At 59.9% G+C, this 20230-nt stretch carries 17 protein-coding genes and 1 riboswitch; of the genes, 8 read left to right on the plus strand and 9 right to left on the minus strand.

Annotated elements, in window-relative coordinates; genetic code table 11:
• Position 1: 1 nt before the first annotated feature.
• Complete coding sequence (locus AC1RTP_RS22525; protein WP_498610646.1) at positions 2 to 715, minus strand: N-acyl amino acid synthase FeeM domain-containing protein; 714 nt, start codon at positions 713 to 715, stop codon at positions 2 to 4.
• A 172-nt stretch (positions 716 to 887) separates the two neighbouring features.
• On the opposite strand from AC1RTP_RS22525, the gene AC1RTP_RS22530 reads away from it, so the two are divergent.
• The 4 genes from AC1RTP_RS22530 to AC1RTP_RS22545 all read left to right on the plus strand — a co-directional run bounded on the left by AC1RTP_RS22530 (position 888) and on the right by AC1RTP_RS22545 (position 4968).
• On the plus strand, positions 888 to 1820 hold the full coding sequence (locus AC1RTP_RS22530; protein WP_498610648.1) for an EDSAP-1 family PEP-CTERM protein: 933 nt from the start codon (positions 888 to 890) through the stop codon (positions 1818 to 1820).
• 102 nt (positions 1821 to 1922) lie between these two features.
• Positions 1923 to 3446 carry an XrtA system polysaccharide chain length determinant gene (locus AC1RTP_RS22535; protein ID WP_498610650.1) on the plus strand — a complete coding sequence of 508 codons (1524 nt, stop codon included), beginning with the start codon at positions 1923 to 1925 and terminating at the stop codon, positions 3444 to 3446.
• 11 nt (positions 3447 to 3457) lie between these two features.
• Complete coding sequence (locus tag AC1RTP_RS22540) at positions 3458 to 4222, plus strand: XrtA-associated tyrosine autokinase (protein ID WP_498610651.1); 765 nt, start codon at positions 3458 to 3460, stop codon at positions 4220 to 4222.
• Positions 4223 to 4308: 86 nt separating this feature from the next.
• The gene (locus AC1RTP_RS22545) at positions 4309 to 4968 is read left to right on the plus strand and encodes a class I SAM-dependent methyltransferase (RefSeq protein ID WP_498610653.1); all 660 of its coding nucleotides are present in this window, start codon (positions 4309 to 4311) and stop codon (positions 4966 to 4968) included.
• Here the strand turns inward: AC1RTP_RS22545 and AC1RTP_RS22550 are convergent.
• From AC1RTP_RS22550 to AC1RTP_RS22570, 5 genes are read right to left on the minus strand one after another with little or no spacing between them, the layout of a single operon-like run.
• Positions 4950 to 6110, minus strand: a complete 1161-nt coding sequence (locus tag AC1RTP_RS22550; RefSeq protein WP_498610655.1) for a hypothetical protein — start codon at positions 6108 to 6110, stop codon at positions 4950 to 4952. The two genes, AC1RTP_RS22545 and AC1RTP_RS22550, sit on opposite strands and share 19 nt — an antisense overlap.
• 1 nt (position 6111) lies before the next feature.
• Positions 6112 to 7467, minus strand: a complete 1356-nt coding sequence (locus AC1RTP_RS22555; protein ID WP_498610657.1) for an MBOAT family O-acyltransferase — start codon at positions 7465 to 7467, stop codon at positions 6112 to 6114.
• Positions 7457 to 8503, minus strand: coding sequence for a glycosyltransferase family 4 protein (locus tag AC1RTP_RS22560; RefSeq protein WP_498610659.1), 1047 nt, complete (start codon positions 8501 to 8503; stop codon positions 7457 to 7459). The genes AC1RTP_RS22555 and AC1RTP_RS22560 overlap by 11 nt, the downstream gene beginning before the upstream one ends.
• Before the next feature lie 12 nt (positions 8504 to 8515).
• Positions 8516 to 9916, minus strand: coding sequence for an oligosaccharide flippase family protein (locus AC1RTP_RS22565; RefSeq protein ID WP_498610660.1), 1401 nt, complete (start codon positions 9914 to 9916; stop codon positions 8516 to 8518).
• A gap of 25 nt (positions 9917 to 9941) precedes the next feature.
• Entirely contained in the window at positions 9942 to 12023 is a 2082-nt protein-coding gene (locus AC1RTP_RS22570) for a glycosyltransferase (protein WP_498610661.1), read from the minus strand.
• Between the two features lie 194 nt (positions 12024 to 12217).
• Here AC1RTP_RS22570 and AC1RTP_RS22575 point away from each other — a divergent pair, with 194 nt between their 5' ends.
• The gene (locus AC1RTP_RS22575; RefSeq protein ID WP_498610664.1) at positions 12218 to 12826 is read left to right on the plus strand and encodes a GNAT family N-acetyltransferase; all 609 of its coding nucleotides are present in this window, start codon (positions 12218 to 12220) and stop codon (positions 12824 to 12826) included.
• The gene (locus AC1RTP_RS22580; RefSeq protein WP_498610666.1) at positions 12811 to 13431 is read left to right on the plus strand and encodes an ABC transporter permease; all 621 of its coding nucleotides are present in this window, start codon (positions 12811 to 12813) and stop codon (positions 13429 to 13431) included. Before AC1RTP_RS22575 ends, AC1RTP_RS22580 begins: the two co-directional genes overlap by 16 nt.
• Here the strand turns inward: AC1RTP_RS22580 and prsR are convergent.
• Positions 13405 to 14751, minus strand: a complete 1347-nt coding sequence (gene prsR, locus AC1RTP_RS22585) for a PEP-CTERM-box response regulator transcription factor (RefSeq protein WP_498610668.1) — start codon at positions 14749 to 14751, stop codon at positions 13405 to 13407. The two genes, AC1RTP_RS22580 and prsR, sit on opposite strands and share 27 nt — an antisense overlap.
• 101 nt (positions 14752 to 14852) lie before the next feature.
• On the opposite strand from prsR, the gene nadB reads away from it, so the two are divergent.
• Positions 14853 to 16460 carry an L-aspartate oxidase gene (gene nadB, locus AC1RTP_RS22590; RefSeq protein WP_498610670.1) on the plus strand — a complete coding sequence of 536 codons (1608 nt, stop codon included), beginning with the start codon at positions 14853 to 14855 and terminating at the stop codon, positions 16458 to 16460.
• Here nadB and AC1RTP_RS22595 read toward each other — a convergent pair.
• Positions 16457 to 17200, minus strand: a complete 744-nt coding sequence (locus AC1RTP_RS22595) for a substrate-binding periplasmic protein (RefSeq protein WP_498610672.1) — start codon at positions 17198 to 17200, stop codon at positions 16457 to 16459. The genes nadB and AC1RTP_RS22595 overlap by 4 nt on opposite strands.
• A gap of 39 nt (positions 17201 to 17239) precedes the next feature.
• Between AC1RTP_RS22595 and AC1RTP_RS22600 the strand changes: the two genes are divergently transcribed.
• Positions 17240 to 17782: a GNAT family N-acetyltransferase gene (locus tag AC1RTP_RS22600; protein WP_498610674.1), complete on the plus strand. Its 543-nt coding sequence runs from the start codon at positions 17240 to 17242 to the stop codon at positions 17780 to 17782.
• Here AC1RTP_RS22600 and AC1RTP_RS22605 read toward each other — a convergent pair whose 3' ends face one another.
• Positions 17783 to 19870 carry a 3-hydroxyacyl-CoA dehydrogenase NAD-binding domain-containing protein gene (locus AC1RTP_RS22605; protein ID WP_498610676.1) on the minus strand — a complete coding sequence of 696 codons (2088 nt, stop codon included), beginning with the start codon at positions 19868 to 19870 and terminating at the stop codon, positions 17783 to 17785.
• Positions 19871 to 20172: 302 nt separating this feature from the next.
• Positions 20173 to 20230: riboswitch (cyclic di-GMP riboswitch) on the plus strand. This riboswitch is flagged as partial in the annotation.

Below are 20230 nucleotides of genomic sequence, written 5' to 3' on the forward strand. Positions count from 1 at the left end.
GTCAACTCCTCCCTTCGCGCAAGCGCAGCGTAATACCGGCCTCGTCTTGTGGCGAGAAGAAGAACGGGTAGAAGGAGCGCTCGTTGGGCCCAGCTTCCATGCGCCCGCCGTGCAGATGGATCTGCTCCTCCATATGCGCCAGGTCCAGCCGCAACAGCACCGCGGGCGCTCCAACCCGCGAGCAATGGCGTTCGGGCGCGGCTATATGGAAACCCAGCATGCGCTTGTAAAACATGACGTGGCGTGGATTGACTTCGATCACATAGTCGGTGCAGCCATGCAGGTTATGGGCATAGACATACGAAATGTGGATCAGGGCGGCAAACACACGCATATTGACGTCGCGGTCGATTGCCAGGCGCGCTGGTTCGCAGAGATGCCGTCCTTGCGCACGCCAGCCCGAGAGAATGTCGCCAAAGTTTTCATCGGCCGGCAGCCCAATGGCGGGATCATCCAGGCAAAGCGACATGGTTCCGACGGTCTCGCCCTGGCTGTCGGCAGCCAGTGTGATGCGGTTCGGTTCATGCGGTGCGTTGGGATCGATCTCGTAGCCGCGCCAGCCGTACATTTTCTGCAGCAGCACGCTGGCAGCCTCGCGCTGCCCGGCCGAATTGGCCAGGCGGATATTGAACTGTTGCTGGTCCAGCGCTTGCAATGCCTGCTCGCCGCTGGCGTTCTCTTCGATCAGCAGGGAAACAATGGTGTCGTCGTCCACAGTGCGTCCTCCTCTTGGAATATGGCTTGGACGCGCAGGATCGCGTAAGGTTCCGCCCGCGTCGGATTTCTTTTCACGGCCAATGCACACCGGGGCATAGCGACATGGCACGGATGCTGCTCAACAGAGCTTGCCGGCACACCCGCCGCATATCCTCAGGGAGATTCAAGCCATGACTACCTTCCGCAAGTCCCTCCTGGCAAGCGCCGCCGCAATCGTGGTCGGCATTGCCAGCGCGCCAGCCCAGGCATCCACCTTCGCTTCTGCGATCCTGGACATCAACAATTTCCGCCTGTTGCATTCTGGCGGCGGCGCCTACAGCACCGCCGACTTCACTATCCTGCAGGGCACCAACGACGCGCATGCAACCGCATCGCTCAATAATGTGTTCGCCAATGGCGCATCATCTCTCGGCATCCTGAGCGGTAGCACGCCGAACGTAGCGCACCAGTGCGTTGGCGCACCCTGCCCTGCCCTGGCCAACAACAACTTTGCGCCATTTGCCAGCCCGCCGCCGGTGCCAGGCACCTTCGGTTATGCCGACCAGGACTTGACCGGCGCCTCCATCATCATTAATGGCAATCCTGCAGGCGCACATGCCCGCACCCGCGCTGACGCTTCGACCGCCATGAACGCCATTGCCTCTGGCAATTGCGACGTCGGCACGTCAACCACCTTCAGCATCACGCTGGGCGCAGCGGACACCATGACGGTCGCGTTCGATGCAACGCCCTACACACAGGCTTATGTTTCGCTGGGTTCGGGCCCGAATGCCAACGCGAATGCACGCTTGTCGTGGTCGATCAATATCGTCAACCTGACCACTGGCGCCTCGGTCTTTACTTACGCGCCGGGAGAACTGAATGCACAAAGCGCCCTCAGCCGCACTGACGGCACGCCAGGCACTCTGACTTATGCACCTGCCACTGCGCCATTTTCGGCGACCACACCCTTGCTTGCAGCGGGCACGAGCTACCAGATCACGATCCAGCACAACACGCTGGCCAATGCGTTGCAACAGCAATTGCCGGAACCAGATTCGCTCGCTGTGCTGGCAGCTGGGATGTTGGCAATGTCGGTAGCATTGCGCCGCCGCAAATCCTGAGCATTTTTTGATAGGCCTCAAGCTTTGGACGGGTTCGTCAAGCAGGCCGGCAACCCGTCCCTATAATCGTAAAGACCGAGGCGTCACACCAGGGAGTGCGGCATGGAGCAACTCTTCATCCAATTGCTGTCAAGCCTGAAAGGCATCTGGAAGCACCGTTGGGCGGGCTTCTGCATCAGCTGGCTGGTGGTGCTGGTGGGTTGGACGAAGGTCTATTCCTTGCCCAATGAATTCCAGAGCACCGCGCGTGTTTTCGTCGATACCCAAAGCATCCTCAAACCTCTTATGGTGGGCATGACCAGCGTTCCCAATGTCGAACAGCAGGTCGCGATCATGAGCCGTACTTTGCTTAGCCGTCCCAATATCGAACGCGTCCTGCGCATGGTTGATCTCGATGTGCGCGCCGTCTCGCCGCGCCAGCGTGACGACATGGTTGACGAATTGCTGAAACGCATACAGATCAGCGGGACTGGAAGCTACGACATCTACACCATCAGCTACACAAATTCGGATCCACGCCAGGTGCGTGACGTAGTCCAGGCTTTGCTGGCGATCTTTGTCGAAGGAAGCTTCAAGGGCAAACGCGGCGACTCCGAAAAAGCCGTTCAATTTATTGACGACCAGATCAGGAGCTACGAACTGCGGCTGCTGGCGGCGGAAAATTCCGTCAAGGATTTCCGTCGCAAGCATAACTACCTGCTGCCGCGCGAAGGCCAGGACTATAGCGCCAAACTGCTTGCCGCGAGCGATGCCCTCGCCGGCGCCCAACTCGAACTGGCCGAAGCGGAACAGTCACGCAAGGCAATGGAAGCGCAGTTTGGCGGCGACGAACCGGTCATGGCGACAGTTGGCGCGCCGGGCGAAACTTCCGAGCTGGATAGCCGGATCAGCGCGCTGAATAAGAACCTCGATGGCTTGCGCATGCAATACACGGAGCAGCACCCTGACGTCGTATCTGCTTTGCGCCTGATCGCCCAGCTCGAAGAGAAGCGGCAACAGGAGCGCCATAAACCGCCCGACCCATCCGATACGGCTCGCCAGTACAGTCCGATCTACCAGCAAATGAAGGTTGCTTTGGCCGAAGCCGAGGCCCGGGTGGCTGCGCTGCGGGCTCGGGTCGATGCGATGCAGCAGCGGCAAATTCAATTGCAACAGCAACGCGACGAGGTCCCGGAGCTCGAATCGCAGCTCGGCCAGCTCACGCGTGATTATCAGGTCAACAAAGACAATTACGAAAAACTGGTCGCACGGCGCGAAGCTGCCAAGCTGTCGGGGGAATTGACAACAACCGCGGAGATGATGAGTTTCAAGATCATCGACCCGCCAACACTGCCGCAACGCCCCATTGGTCCCAACCGAGCCTTGTACTTTAGTGCAGTGCTGGCAGTGGGCCTGCTCAGTGGCTCAATCGCCGCGCTGGGCCTGGCGGAAATGCGCCCAACTTTTCTCAGTCCTGCCGAACTGCGCGCCGCCACTGGCTTGCGCGTGCTGGGGACCATCAGCATGAACTGGACCGATGAAGAGAAGCGCAGGCACTGGCGCGACCGGATCGGTTTTGGCGCAGGCGGCGCCTGCCTCTTGCTAGGCTACGGCGGCGTGATGCTTTACACCCTGCTTTTCCAATAGACGGAGACGCAATGCAATTACCACCGAGTTTGCTGGAAGTCGCGCCGCCAATCGAAACCGGTTATGCCGACATCAATTTAATCAGGCTGCGCCAGCGTGGCATGGTGACGCACGAGAGCGGCCGTACGTCGGTCGCCGAGGATTTTCGCATCGTCAAGCGCCACCTGCTCAATGATGCACGTGCCAGCGGAAGCAATGCTATCCCACATGGCAACCTGATCGTCGTCACCAGCGCCCTGCCTGGCGAAGGCAAGACTTACTGCGCAGTGAATCTGGCGATGAGCATTTCGATGGAAAAGGACGCCCGCGCCCTGCTGGTCGACGCCGATGTGGCGCGCCCTTCCGTGCTGCGCGTACTCGGGCTGGAAGCCGAACTCGGCTTGATGAATGTCTTGTTGGATGGCGGCGTGGAATTGTCGGACGTCATCATGCGCACTAACGTTCCCTCCCTTACCTTGCTTCCGGCCGGCCCAGCGCACCGCAACGCAACTGAATTGCTGGCGAGCCGGAATATGAGCCAGGTCCTGGAAGAATTGGCCAGCCGTTATCCGGACAGGATGATTGTTTTCGATTCGCCTCCACTGTTATTGACTACGGAAGCCAGCGTGCTGGTTTCACAAATGGGCCAGGTAGTCATGGTGGTCGAAGCCGAGACTACGACCCAGTCTGCAGTTCAGGAAGCGCTGCAGCGCATTGAACACTGCCGCCATGTGAACCTGCTCTACAACAAGTCGCGCAGCTTCCCCGGCGCCGAATATTACGGGTATTACGAATGATGGACGCAGCCGCCATCGGAGTTCTCCTTTTGCTCTGTGCTTACATCCTTCACAAAGTCAGGAATGTGCATTTGCTGGTGCACGCAATGAAGGACGACTCGCGCCGTGACCACGCAAGCTTCTTTCGCCAGCTTGAAGCCTTGCAAGGCCTGTACGTCAGCCTGGGGCTGCAACGCGCCCTGCCATGGACGCGCGGCTGGGCCGCCTCACCTGACTTCCTGCAGGAGTTGGCCGCCCATGCGCTCGACGAGCGGCCCACCTGTGTCGTCGAATGCAGCAGCGGCACGTCGACCCTGGTACTGGCGCGCTGCATGCAGATTAACGGCGCCGGCAAGGTCTACAGCCTGGAGCACGATCCTGCCTACGCAAAGCGAACGAGGCGCCAGTTGGAATTGCATGGATTGGCCGATTGGGCGACGGTGATTGATGCGCCGCTGACGACCCAGTCGTTCGGGACGCGCCAACAGGCTTGGTACGATTGCAGCAGCCTTGCCAGCATCCGGGCGATCGACATGGTGGTTATCGACGGTCCGCCCCAGGCCATCGGGGATACGGCGCGCTACCCAGCCGGTCCCGCCCTGTTCTCCCGCCTTGCGCCAGGCGCCGCAGTTTTTCTCGACGATGCGATGCGTCCCGGCGAACGCACTGCGCTGCAGCTTTGGGCCGAAGAATTTCCCCAGCTGGAAATCCTCTCGCTGCCCTGTGAGAAAGGCGCCGCCGTGTTGCGTTACAAGCCAGGCGTGTAGTTTTCTGCGATGCGGTGCGCAATTCCTGCCTCATACGCATGGCTGGAGTGGTACAAAACGCGACGTTGGCGGAGCGTCACTACGTGATCTTCGATCGAGTCGAGTAGGAGTTCGGCCCCAAATCCATCGGGTGCCGCTTCACCGCCATCCAGGCGCGCGAGTATCGCCTTGCCGACTCGCTCGCGATAATGCGAAGTTTCCCAATAATTGAGCATATCCGAGCGGTCGCCCGGCCTTGGCACCGCCTCACTCGTCACACCGTTGAAACCCGAAAAATCGAACAGGCGCACATCGCAGTCCAGGTTGCGAAGCCGAGCGCCCATTGCCGCCAGACCGGCTAGCCAAGTCTCATACTGCAGACCTTTCCCGGCCCAGTACAGGCCATCAATCGTCATTGCATGCGTTGGATTGATATACAGCCGCCAGCGCAAATGACATGCACGCTTTATCGCGTCCTCGAGGGACTCCAGCGTCCCGGCAGTCGGCCCTTCCCCGCGCAGGAACTCGCGAGTACGTGCTTCATTTACTTGGGCCGTGCCGCCCCAGCCCTGAATGCGGTGGTGCATGCAGGCGGCATCACGCTGCCCGAACTGCGCCAGGCTCGGATGGCATACGGCCAATCGATCTCCACGCAGCATATCGAATGATTCTCGCGTCATATCAACGCTGACTGCCCGCTGCAAGTCCAAAAGGAAGCGCCTTGCCAGGTAACGATTGTCCATCGCGAGCAAGCCGTTTTCGAGCTCGGCATTCCCAATGGTGAGAGTAAAGGAAGGTGCATCAAGCCCCCAAATCACCTCCTGAACGATTCCGACCTGCCGCGCATGGCCAAGCATGCGCAGCGCATCACCGACGGTGGCGCCCGACAAAGCCGCATTGAATACCCGCCTTGTCCCGCCATGCGGCACAGCCAGGCCAAGTTCAGTGCGCGAGTTCCCAAGGTAGATAGTTTCGGGCCGGTACATGGCAATGGCATATGTCTTTCCCCAGGCATTCAGCTTTTCGACCGGCTGCCGCAAGCGCTGCACCTGGGGTGTCTGCCACTGGTGAATCAGGTAGGGATCAAGCGAGTAATTGGTCGCCGCCACGCCGCATACCAGCAGCAAGGGCAATCCACCCGCAACAGCAAGGAATGTTTTCATTTCAAAACTGGAAGTAGAGGAATTCAGTCGGACGGTTCATGCTGAAAATGCAGGCCAGCAGCAAGGCCGCGACGGCGCCGGCATTTCGCAACGAACCGCCCCAATGGCGTTCAATTAATTCTCGTGTGTTGGGCGCGAACCATGCAGCGAGCGAAGCCATTAGCAGCATTGGCATTCCGGCGCCGCTGGAGGATAGCCATTGCAGTCCGGAGCCTCCGAGCGCGTGTGGCAAACCCAGGCCGTGCAGCCCGGCCATCCCTGCCCATATGTGCAGCGCCGAACCCAGATCCGGCGCACGGAACGGCACCCAGGCAAGCAACACCACAGTAAAGGTCAGCGGGCGCGTCCACCACACCGGTATGCCTCCACCGAAGCGCTGGTGCAGCACCAGGAACAAGCCATGCAAGGCGCCCCATGCGAGAAAACTCCATCCGGCGCCGTGCCATGCGCCACCCAGCACCATTGTGAGCATCAGGTTGCGCCGGCGCCGCCATTCACCATTGCGATTCCCTCCGAGTGGAATGTAGAGATAGTCGCGCAGGAATCGGGACAAAGTCATATGCCAGCGCCGCCAGAACTGGGAAATATTTCGTGCCTGATAGGGAGAGTCAAAATTTTCCGGCAAGCGCACACCGAAGAGGCGGGAAAGCCCGATCGCCATGTCCGAATAGCCGGAAAAATCAAAATAGAGCTGCATGCTGTACGCCAACGTGCCAAGCCAGGCATCTGCAAGCTGCGGCGCAATTCCGCCCGCGAATATTGGATTTGCAAGGGGCGCCAGGTTGTCGGCCACCAGAACCTTTTTTCCCAGTCCGAGTGCAAAGATGGTGAGTCCCAGGGCCAGGTCCTCCGCACTGAGTGAACGTCCGTTGCGAAACTGCGGCATCATTTCCGCGTGGTGCAATACCGGACCGGCGACAAGATGGGGGAAATAGCTGACGAAAAGGAGGTAGGGAGCAAAGCGTGCTTCCCGGGCGGCGCCGCGCCAGCAGTCGACCAGGAAGGCGATCTGCGTAAAAGTGAAGAAGGATATCCCGATGGGTAAAGGCAGCCCGGGTGAAATTCCAAACAGGAAGGCTGCATATTTAAACCAGGTCAGTACGCCAACATTTCCCGCCAAGGCCAACACCAAACCAAAATCCCGGCGGCGGCCCGCCAGGCTGCAAATGGCGCGCCCGGCACCGTAGTTGAAGCAGATCGACAGCAGCAATAGCGGCAGGAAGCGCCAGTCCCACCAGGCATAAAAGAACAGGGAGCAAACGCCAAGCCATGCAACGCCGCACCTGCGCATCAACTGATAGCCCACCAGGGTCAAAGGCAGGAACAAGAACAGAAAGCCGAAAGAATTAAATAGCATGGGCTGGCACCAGCTCACGATAACAGGCGGCTACTTGGGTTGCTACCCTTTGCCAGGTGAATTGCTCGACCATCGCCTGGACACTGGCGCGTTGTGGTGGTCGCGTTGCCAGGCTGAGAATCGCGTCGCGCTGTCCGGCGCTGTCATCCCAGGCTACCTTGCGCAGTATTGCGCCAGATCCATCGAGCTGCAAAGCGCAGTCCTGCGTCATGACGACGGGCGTGCCTGTTGCGAGCGCCTCGAGGACCGACAATGGAAATATCTCTCCCTGGCTCGGCAAAGCAACCACGGAAGCAGCGGCAAAGGCGCTGGCCAGCAAAGGATCTTCGTGGTCCAAAGCCCCAAGCCAGCGGACCCAGGGTGACTTCAACAATTTTTGCAGGTATTCGTGCTCTTCGCGTGCAACAGGCCCGATGATCACCAGCGGCAGTTCGCAACCTTCCAGGGCCTGGGACAGGCCAAGCTGGTTCTTGTAAGGCGAAACGGAACCGACGGTCAGGACGAAGGGGCCGACAATGCCGGTACGGTGACGAAACAACTCACCCTTTGCGGTAAAGAACTGGCGGCTAATGCCATTCGGGAAGACGCGGATCTTTGCGCGCTCTGTCAGGAAGCCGTTGACGATCGCTTCCCTTTCGGCTTCGCCGAGCGCGATCACAAGATCCGCGAGCTGCAGTGCGCGTTTGGTCTGCGCATAGCTTGTTTGCAGGTTGTAGGAACAGATGCGGCCCGCCAATCGGTCCGCCACCCTCGCCCGAAAACCGGCATTCCGGTTCCAGCTTGGCGAAACCAACGGCGAGAGGACCACCGGTACGCCCAGGTCGACCGCCGACTCCACCACGCGGAAGTTGCCGTTGTAAGCGGAGAAGACATGGATCAGGTCAAAATCGTCCAGCTTTTGCCTCGCTGGATCGACCAGTTCTGCCGTCATCGCGGCATCGAGCTGGTTCAAGGCAGCGACTGTTTCGCGCACCTGGACCTGTAGTCCGCCTTCGCGCTGGAACAACATGGGATAGGACAGGATTCCAACGCGCATGGCAATCTCCCTTCAATGCTGCCAACCGGCCTGGCGCAGGAAGCCGGCCAGAGGATGCTGCTGCAACCGGATTGCGATTCCCCAGCCCAGCGCGCCGGCGCAAGCACCAACGATCATCTGCAGCGTTTCCGAAGCACCAGGACTCGCGGCAATCAGCAGCAATGCCGGGGAGACCGCCGCTACCGCCGCAATTCCGCTCTTGCGTAACTGCCGCAGTAAAAACGCCAGCTCCAGGCCATACAGCTTGCGCAAGCTACGCAGCACAACGAGACTGCGCCACACCATGCTTAGCGCCACCGCTACAGCCAGCCATTGCAGCCCCGCCAACGCAGCTGGCACCAGGAGGATCAGCCGCCCTGCTACGGCTATGACATCAATACGGGCCTGCTCACCGATGTGCCCCGTCGCCACGAGCAGATAGCGGGCCATATTGAACATGCTATACAGCGCGGAAGCGCCACACATGATCCGGATCAAAGGTATGCTCGCTTCCCATTGGCGACCATAAAGCAGCGTCACCAATGGAGCAGCAAACAGTCCGGCGAACAGGAAGAACGGCCAGGAAAGCGCCGTAATGCAGGCAGCCGCCGAAAGGTATGCCTGGAGTGGGTCGCCGCCCTCGCGCGCATGCTTGGCAAATAGAGGAAAGATCACTGGGGAGACGGCGCTCGTCACGGCCTGGTTGAAGAGCGCGAGCACCGACTGCGCCTTACCGAGTAGCGCCACTTCTTCGGCGCCGAGCAGTTTGCCTGCCACAAGATCCGGCGCCACTACGCCGGCCTCATCGATGGCATTGCCTGTCATGGCCAGGCCTCCCGGACGAACGAGATCGCGTACGCCGCGCCAAGCCGGCCGCCAAGCCATATCGGCAGGTTGCAGGATGAGGGCGGCGAGCAGGCCGGCCAGGGTGGCGGCGAAACTTCCCCAAGCGAGCGCACTCGGCCCCATTCCAGTGGAGGCAAAGGCAATGGTCGCAATGAACTGCACGAGGCAGTAGCTGGCCGTCACCTTGAGCAAAGCCCCAGCGCGCATTTCGCGCCGCAACATGGCAGTGACTTGGGACGAAAAGGGAACGAGCAGGAAATTCAAAAGCAGAATGCGAAGCACCGTCCGCAGTTCCGGCTGGTGATAGAAGGCAGCCAGAGGTTCGGCCAGTGCCGCAAGGACCAGCGCTAGTCCCCACCCCATCGCCAATGCAATGGTGAACAGAGCGCGTTGTTCCTGCAAGGAGAGGTCGCGCCGGGCGACCAGCAACTGTCCCGTTCCGAGGTCGCGGAATACCTGGGCCAGGCCGGTCAGCACCGCGGCAATAGAATAGACCCCAATTTCTGCTGGTGAAAGCAAGCGGGCCAGGATCGCAGAAGACGCAAGTGCGAGCCCTGCCTGCATATACTTCTCGGCGAAGCCAAACATAAAATTGCGCGCAATCCCGCGCATCTCAGGCAAGCCCGTCGTAGAAAGCCTCTACCTGTGCGCTCACCACGGGAACCGCGTAGCGGGCTTCGACTTCGGCCCTGCCCTTCCTGCCCATTTCCTTCCGACGTTCCCCGTCATCCAATAGTGCAGCAATCGTCGTGACAGCGTGATCGATGTCCCCGGGCACGAGTAGCAAGCCGCCGGCGCTGTCTTGCAGTATGTCTTCACTTCCCGGTACGCGGGTTGCCAATGCTGGTACCCCGCAGGCCATTGCTTCGATGGTGGCGGTACCGAAACCTTCACGCCGGCTAACCAATAAGTGAAGGTCCATTGCCGGAATGATGGATTCGACATCGGACTGAAAGCCGGTAAATATCACACGCCGGCTTAGCCGTTGGCGTCGTACAGCATCACGCAAGGATGATTCCAGCGGGCCGGTACCAACGAGGAGCAGCTTGAGGCGCGGCCTTGACTTCGCCAGGTGGGTAAAGATCGCGAGCAGTTCCTCGGGCTTCTTTTGCGCAGAAAGTCGCCCGACGCTGCCAAGCACCTCGTCATGCTCCGCAATGCCCCATTGCTGGCGCGCCGCAGCTCGCCGGCGAGCCGAAACTTGGAAACGCTGCAAATCGACGCAGTTGGGTATCACCGCCAGCCGCACGTCAGAAGGCAGCCAAGCGCTGTACAGGGCCAGGAAATGGCGCATCGCCGAGTCGGAAACAGCGTAGACACCTTTCACACCCGCCATCGCGCGCTGCAGCAATTCGCGCTCCCACTGATTGAATTCGGTTTGCGGAAATGCGTTATGTACACTGATCACCGAAGGAACGCCGCAGTAATGTGCGAGCCATAATGCGCTGGCGCCGTAGGTGGTCCAGCAAAAAGCGATATGCACAAGGTTCGGCCGCAGCTTGCGCAAAGCAGGTGCCGAAAAAGCCATGGCGCGCATCCGGTTGAAACGCCGCCAGGGCCACTCCTCCAGCAGCGGCGGTACGTGCAAGTCCGTTACTTCAACGCATTCATCCAGCGCAGTCTGGCGCCAGCGATCATCACCGTTAAACCGCGAGGGCGCGAGTACGCAATCATAGCCCACGCGTTTCAGGAACCTTGCCTCATCCAGCATGCGCAGCTCCATCCCGCCCAATTCACCGGAGAAGCTGGTGATCAGCACCCGTGTGGTGGCCGGACGTTTCGATGCCGCTGCCGCTTCGGAAATATAACCGCCGAGGTAGGCCAGCTCCCAGCGCCGCTGGAAGATGCGCTCCGGCTGCCGCAGGAGCACGGCGCCGGCTAGCCCGCAAAGCTCCTCAACATACTTGCGCAACATCCATCGCGGCGCTCCGAAAAGCTCGGGAAACTGGCCCGTCTTGGCCAACCGGCATGCGCCGCGGCCATAGCGACGCGCACGCGTAATGATCCAATCCGCAGTCAATTGCACCGGCCGAATGTGATGCGCCACGCGCGCTGCAGGACAAAACCACGACTGGAAGCCAGCCCCATCCAGCAAGCGCGTAAAACTGACCTCGCCGCCCATTGCGTACTCGCCAGCAGCGGGCCCTATCGTTTCGTCGAAGCGGTAACCATGGCGGAAGACCTCCCCGCGCACCGCCATGTTTGCGCCCCATACCAGGCCTGGGTAAACCGGGCCTTCCGGTAATTCAGGATTAGTGAGTCCATATGTGAGCCCGCACGGCACCAGCCGTAGAAGCCATTCGGGCGGAGTCTGGCTCCAGTCGGCGACAATGCTCCCACCGAAGATCGCAAAACCTTTTCTTTCGGTCGCTGCCTCGGCAAAGCGCAACAGCCAGTCGCGATCAGGCGTTGCATCGTCATCGGTGAACACAAACAGGCGGGTTTCAGGCCCCTTCATGGCGAGCGCCAGTCCATGGTTCAAGGCGGTGTTCTTACCACGCCGAGGTTCGAAAGCATAGTGCAGTGGCAAGCGTCCCGCGTAGGACATCAGCAATTCGCGCGTGCCGTCGTCACTGCCGTTGTCGACTACCAGCAGGCGCCAACCCTCATCGGGACTGTGCAGTTGGGTATAGGCGTTGAGCACCTGCGGCAAGGTCCGCACACCATTGAACGTGGCCATTAGCACAGTCAGCATGACGTTTCCTCCCTGGAATGCCCAGTCTATGCAAGACGCCAGCCTCGCCATTTGCGGTAGCGCAAAGAGCGCGCGTGAAGCTTTGCTGTAATGGATCCATGGCCACGCAATTCCTCCAGACCCTTGCAGAGCTGGGCGCCTGCAACACAGCGTGGTACGCGCTTGCCCGCAGCTTGCGGCTCGCGGGAATCAGCATGTACCGTTATTACTTCGTGGCCCAGCCAGTGGCGGCTGGCGCCATGCGCTCGGCGCCCGGCAAGCTGGTCATGGGGTCGATCGCATCGCTGGATCAATTGCCAAGCAATTACCCGAGGCCGCGTGAAGTTGTCGCTGCGCGTTTTCGCCAGGGCGGATACAACATCGCAGCCTGGAAAGGCGGCGAACTGGCAGGCATCCTGTGGTACCAGCTAGGGGCATACCAGGAGGACGAAGTCCGGGCGCGCTACTGCCTCCCTTCGCCTTACTCATGCTGGGACTACGATGTATTTGTGAAGCCGAGCATGCGGCTTGGAACGGCCTTCTGTCGCCTGTGGGACGAAGCCAATAGACAACTTCATGAGCGCGGAATTGAATGGACTTGTAGCAGGATTTCCGCCTTCAATCCGGGCTCGCTACGTGCACATGCCAGGATCGGCTCCGTTTCAATGGGCTGTGCAACGTTTTTCCGCCTCGGACGTTGGCAGTTGATGCTGGCCCCCCGCCCGCCATACTTCCACCTGTCAAACGGGCCAGCGCGCTGGCCGCAACTTGTGTTCGACACTCGTACACTCGAGAAAGGAGCACGCCAATGCAAGGCATCCTGATGTTGCTCGCAGCACTGGCAGCTGATTGCCCGCCCTACATCAAGGGCGCAACGGGGGGCGATTACTACAATACCGAAGACGCAAAGGGGTTGACCGTGGTCGAGACCTACCATTTCGGTCCCCAGGTCGAAACACTTCAGCGCGGCATGACAGGTACCATCGGCTCGGATATCAGCTACACGCTGGAACACTTCCCCAACCACCCACGCGCGCTCGCGTCGATGGCGCGCCTGGCCATGCGCTCGAAGCAGCTGCAGGCCCCGGGCGCCACGCTGTCCGTTGAATGCTATTTCCGGCGTGCGTTGGCCTTTGTGCCGGAAGACGGCGCCACGCGCGCCCTCTTCGGCGCCTACCTCCTTTCAATGAAGCGCGATAAGGAGGCAGTCGAACAGTTGCAGGCTGCCCTGGAAACACAGGATGTGAACGCAGCCGCATGGTATAACCTGGGCCTTGCGCAAGTGAGATTGAAGGAGTGGGCGTCCGCTCTCGCCTGTGCGCATAAGGCTTATGGACTTGGGTTTCCATTGCCCGGACTGCGCCAACAGCTAAAAACAGCGGGCCAATGGCGCGAGGCGCAATCACTTGATCCCGTGGTGGCTCATTAAGTCATAGAGCGTCGGGCGGCTCACGCCCAGCAGTTCGGAAGCCCGGGCGATATTACCTCCAGTTCTCGCCAGCGCCTTGACCATTACCCGGTACTCGGCGGCGTTGCGCGCATCGCGCAGGTCGATGTTCTCCGCTTGTGGTGGACCAGGCGGCAAACCAAGATCCTCCTGAGTGATATGCGGCCCCTCGCTCATGATGACGGCGCGCTTTACGCAGTTTTCGATTTCGCGCACATTGCCCGGCCAACCGTAGGCCTCGATGGCGGCCAGGGCGTCCGGATGGAACGGCAGCGCAGGCCGTCCTTCAGACTGGATGAAGCGATGACGGAAGTGCTGTGCGAGCAAGAGTGCATCGCCAATGCGTTCACGGAGCGGCGGAACGACGAGCACGATCTCGCTCAGGCGATAGAACAAATCCTCTCGGAAGCGCCCCTCATCCACCATCGCCTTCAGGTTGCGGTGCGTCGCGCACACGATGCGCACATCGACCGAGATTTCCGTACGCCCGCCGAGGCGTTCGATCACGCGCTCCTGCAGGAATCGCAGCATCTTGGCCTGCAATGGCAAGGCCATATCGCCGATTTCGTCCAGGAAGAAGGTCCCGCCTGCCGCCAGCTCGATCTTGCCAAGGGTTTGCCGTTCGGCCCCGGTGAAAGCGCCCTTTTCATAGCCAAACAGCTCGCTCTCAAGCAGGTTTTCGGGAATCGCGGCGCAGTTGATCGCCACCATGCGGTGTTCATGGCGAGCGCTCAATTCGTGCAGCCCACGCGCGAGCAGCTCTTTGCCGCAGCCCGATGCCCCCATCAGCATCACTGTGGCGGAACTCGGTGCGACTTTTTCAATGCTGCGGCAAACGCGCAGCATGCCCGGATCGCGCGTCACCAGGCCGGATAGCGGAGAATCCTCCTCGTTCTGCAGCATGCGGCGGTTCTCCTGCTGGACCGAGTGCAGGAAGAATGCGCGCTCCGCCATCAAGCGCAGCATGTCACCGTCCAAAGGTTTCTGGTGGAAATCGTATGCGCCTAGCGCCATGGCTTTCAAAACATTGGCGCGGTCCTGGTTCCCGGAAAGGACAATCACCTTGGTATCCGTTGCAATTGCCAGCAACTGTTGTAACAGCAGCAAACCCTCTTCGGCGCCGTCTGGCTCCGGCGGCAAGCCGAGATCCATGGTGACCACCGCCGGCTGGTGGCGCCGCAACTGCCCCAGGGCGGCGTCGCGGTTGCTGGCGAACACCACCTCATACGCGTCCAGGGCCCACCGCAACTGCTTCTGCAGGCCCAGGTCATCCTCCACCACGAGCAGCTTTTTCTTGGTCATGAGCCCATGATGCAGCATGCTGCAAATGGGGCTTTTGAGGCAGCGCAACGGCAAATAGTTTATATTGTTGCTTATTACGCGAAAAATCAGCCCGAAACTCCATGAAATTCGATGTTGTGATTGTCGGCAGCGGCTTGGCCGGCCTCTCAGTAGCACTCCACCTGGCGGAAAGCCGTAAAGTAGCCATTATTTCCAAACGCGCCCTGCTGGACGGCGCCAGTAACTGGGCCCAGGGCGGCATTGCGGCGGTGCTCGACTCCGGCGACAGCCACGAACAGCATATTGCCGACACCTTGGTGGCCGGCGGCGGTTTATGCGACGAGGGCGCCACCCGCTTCATCGTTGAACACGGGCGCGAAGCCATCGAATGGCTGATCGATCTCGGTGTTCCCTTCACCCGCGACGAAAGCGCAGAACTGGGCTTCCACCTGACGCGCGAAGGCGGCCATAGCCAGCGCCGCATCATCCACGCTGCCGATGCCACCGGCCATGCCGTGCAGGTTACGCTGGAAGAAAAAGTCCGCGCTCACCCGAATATCAGCCTGTTCGAGCAGCATTGCGCGATCGACCTGATCACCACCGACAAACTCGGACCTCGCCCACCGCATTCGCAACCGCGTTGCCACGGCTTGTATGTACAAGATGTGACCACCGGCCAGGTCATCACGGTCGCCGCCGAACACACGGTGATGGCCACCGGCGGCGCCGGCAAGGTCTACCTGTACACCACCAACCCCGACACCGCCAGCGGCGACGGCATCGCAATGGCGTGGCGCGCGGGCTGCCGCGTGTCGAACATGGAATTCATCCAGTTCCACCCTACTTGCCTGTACCACCCTTACGCCAAGTCTTTCCTGATCACGGAAGCGATCCGCGGCGAAGGCGGCTTGCTCAAGCTGCCGCCGGAGGCCGGCGCTGCGGCCGGCCAGCGTTTCATGCTGGCGCATGACGAACGCGCTGAACTGGCTCCACGAGACGTTGTAGCGCGCGCAATCGACTTCGAAATCAAGAAGCGCGGCCTGGATTACGTACATCTGGACATCAGCCACAAGCCAGCCGACTGGCTGATCGAACACTTCCCGACCATCTATGCGCGCTGCCTGGAACTGGGCATCGACATCACCAAGCAGCCGATCCCTATCGTGCCGGCCGCCCACTACACTTGCGGCGGCGTGGTCACCGACCTGTTCGGCCGCACTGACCTGCCAGGCCTGTACGCCGTCGGTGAGACTGCCTGCACCGGCCTGCACGGCGCTAACCGCCTGGCCAGCAACTCACTGCTCGAATGCGTTGTCATCGGCCGCGCCTGCGCCCAAGACATCCTGGCGCAAGACAAGGAAGATGCGCCTTACCTGCCGGACTGGGACGAAAGCCGCGTCACCGATGCGGACGAAGAAGTGGTCATCGCCCATAATTGGGATGAACTGCGCCGCTTCATGTGGAATTACGTCGGCATCGTGCGTACCACCAAGCGCCTCGAACGCGCCCAGCACCGTATCGCCCTGCTGAAAGAAGAAATCGACGAGTACTACCGCCACTTCCGCATCACCAGCGACCTGCTGGAATTGCGTAACCTGGTGGAAGTCGCCTCGCTGATAGTTAACAGCGCCCTTCAGCGGCGCGAAAGCCGCGGCTTGCATTTCAGCCGCGACTACTCGGCCACACTGCCAAAAGCGCTGCCTACCGTTCTTACTCCAGAACGCCGCTAAGGCACGTTGACCTCGTGTCTCACGCCGAGACGCTTCAATTCCCCGCTATCGACCATGCGCTGGAATTCGGCATCGAATTCCTTGCGCAGCGCGTCGGAGGCGGGGCGCTTGGGAAAAGCGAAGAATCCATCCTGCACCTCGATCACCCGCGGCAGCATGGACAGCTGGCCGGCGAGCCCTAACCTGCCCAACACCGGCTCCGTATTCCGGCGATTACTGGCAAACATTTTTGCGTGCTGCGCCGCCAGCATCTTCAAGCCGCTATCAACACTGTTCACGACATCCAGCCGCAGCTGCGGCCTGGCCTTGTCGAACGCCTGCCCGTAGGCCCAACCGTTGACGATGGCAATGCGCTGCTCGCCGAGCGAGGCATAGTCGCCGTTCCAATCCTCCATTGTCCCCTTGCGGACATAGAACACCATCTGGTCCTGGTAGAAAGGGAGCTTGGAAAACATCATGATCTGCTGCCGTTCGAAAGTCTTGTATGGACCAACCAGGATATCGGCCTTACCCTGTGCCACCAGGGCTTGGGCCCGAGCCCAGGGATAGAGTTCGAATATCGCGCGATGGCCAAGGCGTTCGGCGATGATGCGTACGATCTCCGGGCCAAGTCCGACGATTTCGCCTTCCTGGCCGCGCTCATAAACGCGTTCGAAGTGAGTGCCGATGACCAGCACATCGCGGGCGGCAGCCGGCAGCATGAAAAGTAAGGTGAAGATAGCAGCAAGGATTTTGCGCATGGGTCCTCCCTTTGGGCTTCCCTATGATAGCATTTCCCGATGACTATCCAAGTGACGCTGCGGCCGGCCACGACGGCTGACATCCCAGAAATGGAAGCTTTGATACGGCGTTCCGGCATCCTGCTCAGTAAAGGCTTTTACAGCGACGAGCAAGCTGCGGCTGTAACGCGCCACGTGTTCGGCGTCGATACACAACTTGTGGAAGACAAGACCTACTTCGTCATTGAACGCGGCGGCAGTTTGCTCGCCTGCGGCGGATGGAGCAAACGCGCCACACTTTTCGGCGGCGACCAGCACAAATCAGGGCCAGATCCCCTGCTCGATCCAGCTACGGAAGCAGCCCGCATCAGGGCCTTCTTCGTCGACCCCGCTGTGCCGCGCCAAGGATTGGGCCACATGCTCATGGAGCATTGCGAGCGCGAAGCAACTGTCGCTGGCTTCCTGGTGATGGAACTGGCGGCGACCATGCCCGGCGTGCCACTGTACCGGGCCTGTGGGTTTGATCCAATTGAAGACTTCTCGCTTACGCTGCCGGGCAATGTCGCAGTGCCATTGTCCCGGATGCGCAAGCGGATTGCCTGATCAGCTGTTGAAGCCCTTGCCTTCAGCAGCCAGCTCGACCAGCAATGGCGCCGGCTTCCAGGCTTCGCCGTGGCGGCCCTTGGCAAAGCGCTCAATTGCGCCCAGCACATTGAACAGGCCCACGGTGTCGGCATAGAACATCGGGCCGCCGCGGTACAGCGGGAAACCGTAGCCGGTCAGGTAGACCATATCGATGTCCGAAGCTCGCAGTGCGATGCCTTCTTCCAGGATCAACGATCCTTCATTCACGAGCGCGTACACCAGGCGCTCTACGATTTCCTGTTCGCCGATCTGGCGGCGCTCCACGCCAATGTCGGCCGAGTGCTTCACGATCATGTCATTGACTACGGCGCTTGCGTAGGCCTTCCGATCTCCTTCCTTGTAGTCGTACCATCCGGCGCTGGTCTTCTGGCCGAAGCGGCCCATTTCGCACAGCAAGTCGGCGGTCTTCGAGTACACGACTTCCGGCTTCTCCACGTAACGGCGCTTGCGGATATACCAGCCAATATCGTTGCCGGCCAAATCGCTCATACGGAATGGGCCCATAGGGAAGCCGAATTTCTCGATCGCTTTATCAACCTGCTCCGGTGTGGCGCCCTCTTCCAACAGGAAGCCGGCCTGGCGGAAGTACTGCTCAATCATGCGGTTGCCGATAAAGCCATCGCAAACGCCGGAAACCACGCCGGTTTTCTTGAGCTTCTTCGACAGCGCCATGGTGCTTGCCAGCACGTCCTTGCCGGTCGCTTTACCGCGCACAATCTCCAGCAACTTCATGACGTTGGCTGGGCTGAAGAAGTGGGTGCCGACCACGTCCTGAGGACGGCTGGTGAAAGCGGCAATCTTGTCCAGGTCCAGGGTCGAAGTATTGGAGGCCAGGATTGCGCCAGGCTTCATGACTTCATCAAGCTTACGGAATACAGTCTCTTTCACGCCCATGTCTTCGAACACTGCCTCGATCACAATGTCAGCATCCGCAATGCCGGTGTATTCAAGGGTGCCGGTAATCAGGGCAACGCGCTGGTCGAATTTATCCTGTGTCAGTTTTCCCTTCTTCAGGGTGTTCTCATAGTTCTTACGGATGGTGGCCAGGCCTTTGTCCAGCGCTTCCTGCTTCGTTTCCAGGAGGATTACGGGAATGCCTGCGTTGGCAAAATTCATTGCGATGCCGCCGCCCATCGTGCCGGCGCCGATCACCGCTGCCTTGCGGATATCGCGCACAGGCGTGTCGGACGGCACGTCCGGGATCTTGCTGGCGGCACGCTCCGAGACGAAGGCGTAGCGTAGCGATTTGCACTCCGTCGTCTGCATCAGGTGCAGGAAGCGTTCGCGCTCGAACTTCAGGCCAGACTCAAAGTCCATCGTCACCGAAGCCGCTACCGTTTCAACGCATTCGATCGGCGCCGGGAATGGGCCAGAAACCGCCTTCACCGTATTGCGGCTAAATTGAATGAAAGCTTCATGCTCCGGGTAGTCGACCTTGCGGTCGCGCACCCGAGGCAGCGGGCGCACATCTGCAATGCTCTCAGCGAAAGTGCGGGCTTCAGCGACGAGGTCGGCGCCAGCCGGCAGCAGCTTGTCGAAAATAGCAGTCCCGGCCAGCTTTTCCGACAACACCGGCGTGCCGGAAACAATCATATTCAGTGCCATTTCCAGGCCCAGCACGCGTGGAAGGCGCTGGGTGCCGCCTGCGCCCGGCAGCAGGCCGAGTTTCACTTCGGGTAAGGCGATCTGCGCACCCGGCAGCGCTACACGATAGTGGCATCCCAGGGCCAATTCGAGCCCGCCGCCCATCGCCACCGAGTGAATTGCAGCGACGACCGGCTTGGAGCAACCCTCCACCGCGCGAATCAAGCTATGCAGAGTTGGTTCGGTCAGCGCCTTCGGCGAATTGAATTCCTTGATATCGGCACCGCCGGAGAACGCCTTGCCGGCGCCCGTTAATACCAGCGCCTTGATAGCGGGGTCCTGCTCCGCGCGCCGAATGCCTTCGATTGCGGCGGTGCGAGTTGCCAGGCCAAGTCCATTGACCGGCGGATTATTCAGCGAAATGACGGCGATGGAACCGTGGACTGCGTAATCTGCGCTCATTTATCGTCTCTTCTTTCTTGTCTTGATGTGGGTGCCGAGGAGCTACTATACCTCACGAATCGCACGGTCGTACACTTCATCTCGCCACTTATGCAACCGGATTATAAGCGAGTTTCCTGATATTAATCAGTATTTCAAAGTCGAAATATTGCAAGTACTTGATTTAGCTCAGCAATTAAACTCCGAATAAAAACATGACAACTGAGTTTTCATAATGTTCAGACATAATCGCGACAGTCGAAAAAGTTTTAAATATTAGCTTGCTATCCGGCAATTACGCGCCTATAGTTCCGTACAGCAAGATCTGAAAAGGGCAAACCACTGGAAACGGTGGGACGCAAAGTCATCGGTCTAAAGAGC

This window comes from Pseudoduganella sp. GW821-FHT11H04 (assembly GCF_058807935.1).